The 4,685-nt window shown below is 35.3% G+C and carries 7 protein-coding genes; 6 read left to right on the top strand and 1 reads right to left on the bottom strand.

The window, feature by feature from the left end; all coding sequences use genetic code 11:
* The 5 genes from L950_RS36010 to mnhG form a co-directional block, all read left to right on the top strand.
* Positions 1 to 209: proton-conducting transporter membrane subunit (locus L950_RS36010; protein WP_262507191.1), on the top strand; the 209-nt coding region annotated here is incomplete at its 5' end.
* A gap of 11 nt (positions 210 to 220) precedes the next feature.
* Positions 221 to 652, top strand: a complete 432-nt coding sequence (locus L950_RS24175; protein WP_021191307.1) for a proton-conducting transporter membrane subunit — start codon at positions 221 to 223, stop codon at positions 650 to 652.
* Positions 653 to 725: 73 nt separating this feature from the next.
* Complete coding sequence (locus L950_RS24170; RefSeq protein WP_021191306.1) at positions 726 to 1,202, top strand: Na+/H+ antiporter subunit E; 477 nt, start codon at positions 726 to 728, stop codon at positions 1,200 to 1,202.
* On the top strand, positions 1,199 to 1,474 hold the full coding sequence (locus L950_RS24165) for a cation:proton antiporter (protein ID WP_021191305.1): 276 nt from the start codon (positions 1,199 to 1,201) through the stop codon (positions 1,472 to 1,474). Before L950_RS24170 ends, L950_RS24165 begins: the two co-directional genes overlap by 4 nt.
* Before the next feature lie 13 nt (positions 1,475 to 1,487).
* Entirely contained in the window at positions 1,488 to 1,859 is a 372-nt protein-coding gene (mnhG, locus tag L950_RS24160; protein ID WP_231577845.1) for a monovalent cation/H(+) antiporter subunit G, read from the top strand.
* On the opposite strand, the gene L950_RS24155 is transcribed toward mnhG, so the two are convergent.
* The gene (locus L950_RS24155) at positions 1,849 to 2,943 is read right to left on the bottom strand and encodes a lactonase family protein (protein WP_021191303.1); all 1,095 of its coding nucleotides are present in this window, start codon (positions 2,941 to 2,943) and stop codon (positions 1,849 to 1,851) included. The two genes, mnhG and L950_RS24155, sit on opposite strands and share 11 nt — an antisense overlap.
* 360 nt (positions 2,944 to 3,303) lie before the next feature.
* On the opposite strand from L950_RS24155, the gene L950_RS24150 reads away from it, so the two are divergent.
* Positions 3,304 to 4,644: a peptidylprolyl isomerase gene (locus L950_RS24150; protein ID WP_021191302.1), complete on the top strand. Its 1,341-nt coding sequence runs from the start codon at positions 3,304 to 3,306 to the stop codon at positions 4,642 to 4,644.
* Positions 4,645 to 4,685: the final 41 nt, after the last annotated feature.

The following is a 4,685-nucleotide window of genomic DNA, read 5'->3' as shown; positions in this document are numbered from 1 at the left end:
TTACCTTAATTTTCATTCCTAATGAATTTATTCGGAATCTGTTGGTCATATTGGCAATTTTGACCATTTTAACAGGAGCATTCGGTGTATTGATCAAGACCAATATAAGACGGCTATTTTCTTACCTCATCGTATGCCATATCGGATTTATGATAGGGGGATTAGGTATTTATAGCAAGTTGCAATTCTCGGTGCCGTATTTTATTTAATTCATGATATCATGGTTAAAACGAACATCTTCTTAATCGCCGGATTGATCCGTCAAATGAGAGGATCTATGGATATGAAAAAACTGGGTGGATTGTATGCTGAATATCCAAAAATTTCATTGCTGATTGCCATAGTACTGTTTTCACTGGCTGGTATACCACCATTATCCGGATTGGCCAAAATATATTTATTGCAGGGTGCCTTTCAAACAGGACATTACTTTTATGCAGGAGCACTTATACTAGGTAGCTTCATGACTTTATTTGTACTCGCAAAATTTTGGTCGGAAGTATTTTGGAAAAAACCACAAGACCCCGATGCAATTGAGGACAAATTTAAAGACCTGATAGGTATTCGAAAGGTCGCATTGATTTTACCGATCTGTATACTTGCAGCTAGTTCTTTATATATCGGACTCAATGCAGAAGTATCATTCAGGTAGCGGACCGCATATCATCAGAAATGTTAAACACCAAACCTTATATTCAAGCAGTATTAGGCAAATAAAGTAAAATATGATCAAACAGTTTTTAATGAACCTGCTGCTTTCTTTTATTTGGGTAGCATTAACAGGTTCAATGTATTATACGAATTTTCTTTTTGGCTTCTTACTTGGTTTCTTCATTCTATGGGTCATGAACCGAAATGAAGTTGATCAGCGTTATTTTTACCGTGTCCCGAAAACGATTAGCTTTCTCTTTTTCTTCTTGTATCAAATGATTATAGCTAATCTACAGGTTGCTTACGACGTGATCACACCTAAGTATTTTTTTAAACCTGGAATTGTGAAATACAAGATGGATGCTAAGTCTGATTTTGAGATCAACTTACTTTCTACCTTTATCTCACTAACACCGGGAACATTAATTCTGGATATCAGCGAAGACAAAAAGATTTTATATATCCATGTCATGTACCTACATGATAAACAAAAATTCATGACAGAGTTGAAAAACAATGTTGAACGCAAACTTTTAGAAATTTTGAGATGAGCTTAACTGAATATTTAGATTATGTGATTCTGCCCATATTAATTTTGTCAACAGTAATTACATTTATACGTCTTTTCAAAGGACCGGATGTGGCCGATAGGGTTATTGCTCTAGATCTAATCATTACCACAGGTATTGGGATTATTACTGTCTATAGTATCACGACATCTCAAGAAATTTTTCTTGACGTGGCCATGATACTTGCCCTAATTGCCTTTTTAGGAACAATTGCCTTTGCCTATTATTTAGAAAAACAAGACTATAATGACTGATATTATTATTGCAGTGCTGAGTACCATCGGCGCCTTAGCGATTCTCTTCGCTTCCATTGGCATCCTTAGAATGCCTGACTTTTATTTACGCCTTTCTGTTACGGTTAAAGCTGCAACTCTAGGTGTTGGTTTGCTTTTGCTTTGTGCCGCAATTGTCTTTCCTGACGTCTCCGTCACAACAAAAACAATCGCAATCGCGTTCTTTCTAGTACTAACAGCTCCGGTTGCGGCGCATATGATTGGAAGGGTTGCCTATATAACGGGCATTAAATTGTGGAAAGGGACAATCACAGATGAATTAGAGGGTATGTATGATGAAGAGACACATGAATTAAAAAGTAATTCTGACGACTCTTCATCAACAGATGATATCACTAAAAAATAATACAAACTGGAGCAGGAACACGAAGTGGTTTTCCAGTCTCTTTTAGAAGTCCTGTTTTTTCATCCCTGCTAAAAGTGATAATTTCGTTACTCGTTTGATTGGCTACCAATAGGAATTTACCGTCAGGGCTAAAATTAAAATTGCGCGGTCCTTTTCCAGATGTACTCTGATTTGCTACTTTGGTCAATTTTCCGTCTTTAGCAATAGCGAAAATTCCAATGGTATTAGCATCACCTCTGTTTGATGCATACAGAAATTTTCCGTCCGGAGATACTTTGATATCAGCGGCACCATTTTTCCCTGTAAACCCATCAGGATTAATATTAACAGATTGATCAAATAACCAATCTTGTCCATCCCGTTTGTATACAGCAATGTCTGCTGTCATTTCGAGTACGACATACATATGCTTTTCTTTCTTATCAAAGGCAATATGTCGAGGACCACCACCTGCTGAAGAGAATACTTCCGCAGGATCTGTACCCAATTTAACATCCTTTGATTTTGGATCAATTAATTTATAAATCGAAATTTGATCTAGACCTAAATCTTGTACAAAAAGTTCATTTCCTTTTTTTGAGAAAAACGCAGAATGTACATGAGGGCCTTCTTGTCTAGCTTTGTCAACGCCTTTACCTTCATGTTGAACAAAATCTTTTAGATTACCGATAACACCATTGGGTTCTAATCCGTATAGTACAAAAGAGCCACCACTATAATTAGAAGCTGTGATCAGGTTTTTATAAGGACTCACCGAAACATGACAGGGCGCATCTCCTTTTGTAGGAACTGTATTTAAGATTGTAAATTTACCTTTGTTATAAGAATACGCAGTTAAACTTCCTTTATTATTTCCCTGCTCACTAACGGCATATAAAATATTATCCTTTCGAGCTAGAAAAGAGGGATCCACTAATGGAGTGGTCGATACTAGCGCTATTTCACCCGTTTTTACATTAAAATCAAATGCATAGATTCCTTTACTTTCGGTATTAGAGGTATAAGTACCTACAAACATGGAAATGTTTTGCGACCAACCAAAAAAAGGAAAACAGGTCAAAATAAAAAGTATAATTTTTTTCATGATTTCAAAATTAAAATTTTGTGGGAAAATGTAGTGTTAAATTTGGTTAAAACTACTTTTACTACCTTGTAAATACTTATTTTAGCTGTTCCAGAGCCGTTCAATATGTTAATATTCATAATAAGCATATAAACGGGATAAGACCTCGGAAATAATATTCAAATAAAATTAAGAATAATTAATATATTCTAATAATTTTGTGCAAGCTTTCAGAACTTTAAGTTTGAACAGTTATATTTTTAAAAAGCATTTAAATTACATTCCACGAATGAAACCATCATGGGCTTACAATAGCTTACAAACCGCGAGTAGTAACCAGCTCATGATAGCTTCATCACCATTAAAAGACATATTATTCTAATGAAAAAAAACTTATATACGTTGCTATTATTGGTATTTGTGACAGCACAAACAGTATTTGCTCAAAAACAAGTAATCGATCGAGTAGTTGCGACAGTAGGATCTGGTATTATTTTACAATCAGATGTTGATATGCAGTATGCACAATATCTTTCAGGAGGTAATAAACCAAATGCAGATTTCAAATGTGAAATGCTGCAACAGTTGTTAACACAGAAATTACTTTCTCAACAAGCGGTAATTGACTCCATCGAAGTGGGCGAAACTGAAGTTGATGATAACCTAAACAGCCGACTACGCTATATGTCTCAACAAGCAGGTGGTCAAGAAAGATTAGAAAAATTCTTAAACAGATCTCTGTTGCAATACAAAGAAGATATGCGTCCTAGTATATATGAGCAATTGAAAGCAAATAAAATGCGTCAGAATATTGTTCAAAAAGTGGACGTTACGCCTATTGAGGTAAAACGCTATTTTGAAGGACTAAATACCGATAGTCTACCTTATTTTAATACAGAAGTAGAAATTGGTGAAATTGTTATGTTCCCCAAACTAACTGTTGAAGAGAAAGCTGAGTTTAAAGCAAAAGCAGAGGGACTTCGCAAACAGGTTACAGATGGTTCTGATTTTGGTACAGTTGCACGTTTATATTCTGAAGATGGATCTGCTCCTTACGGTGGTGATTTAGGTTTTAATACACGTGATAACTGGGTTAAGGAATTTGCTGCAATGGCTTTTAAATTAAAAGCGGGTGATGTTTCTCCTGTTTTTGAAACAAAGTATGGCTTCCACTTTTTACAAGTATTAGAAAGACGTGGAGAAGAGGTGCATGTTAGGCATATTTTGATTAAATTTAAACCAACAGCTGCTAGTATTGAGCGTACCCAAGCAAAGATGGATAGCATCTACAACTTAGTGACAACAGGGAAATTGGATTTTTATCATGCAGCAACAACTAACTCTGACAGTGAAGAATCTAAATTCAATGGGGGAATGGTCCTTAACCAAGAAGGGGAAAGCCGTTCAACATTAATACCTGTAGATAAATTAGAAGCTTCTGTATTTCAAGCTATAGATCCATTAAAACCTGGAGAATATTCTAAACCGGCACAATTTACAGATCGTACAGGTGAAATTGGTCTACGATTCAATTATTTAAAATCACGTATTGCTCCTCATAAAGCAAACTTAGATGAGGATTTTGTAAAAATCAAAGAAGCTGCACGTCAAGATAAAGTAAACCGCAAATTGAATACCTGGTTTGAATCTAAGAGAGAGAACACATATATCAATATTGCCGATGACTTTAAAGACTGTAATGAACTTAAGTTGGATCTCTAAAAAATAGTTGATCGGATAAGATAAAATAGAAAGGGCTTCAA

This window comes from Sphingobacterium sp. IITKGP-BTPF85, assembly GCF_001006065.1.
In the GTDB taxonomy this organism is placed as follows: Bacteria; Bacteroidota; Bacteroidia; order Sphingobacteriales; family Sphingobacteriaceae; genus Sphingobacterium; species Sphingobacterium anhuiense.
Note: the sequence above shows the minus strand (reverse complement) of the source record. Positions and strands in the feature narration are given on the sequence as shown.

Bases quoted from the DNA above. Each gene is read 5' to 3' on its own strand.
- L950_RS24175 (WP_021191307.1), top strand. From the start codon at position 221: ATGGTTAAAACGAACATCTTCTTAATCGCCGGATTGATCCGTCAAATG.
- L950_RS24170 (WP_021191306.1), top strand. From the start codon at position 726: ATGATCAAACAGTTTTTAATGAACCTGCTGCTTTCTTTTATTTGGGTA.
- L950_RS24165 (WP_021191305.1), top strand. From the start codon at position 1,199: ATGAGCTTAACTGAATATTTAGATTATGTGATTCTGCCCATATTAATT.
- L950_RS24155 (WP_021191303.1), bottom strand. From the start codon at position 2,943: ATGAAAAAAATTATACTTTTTATTTTGACCTGTTTTCCTTTTTTTGGT.
- L950_RS24150 (WP_021191302.1), top strand. From the start codon at position 3,304: ATGAAAAAAAACTTATATACGTTGCTATTATTGGTATTTGTGACAGCA.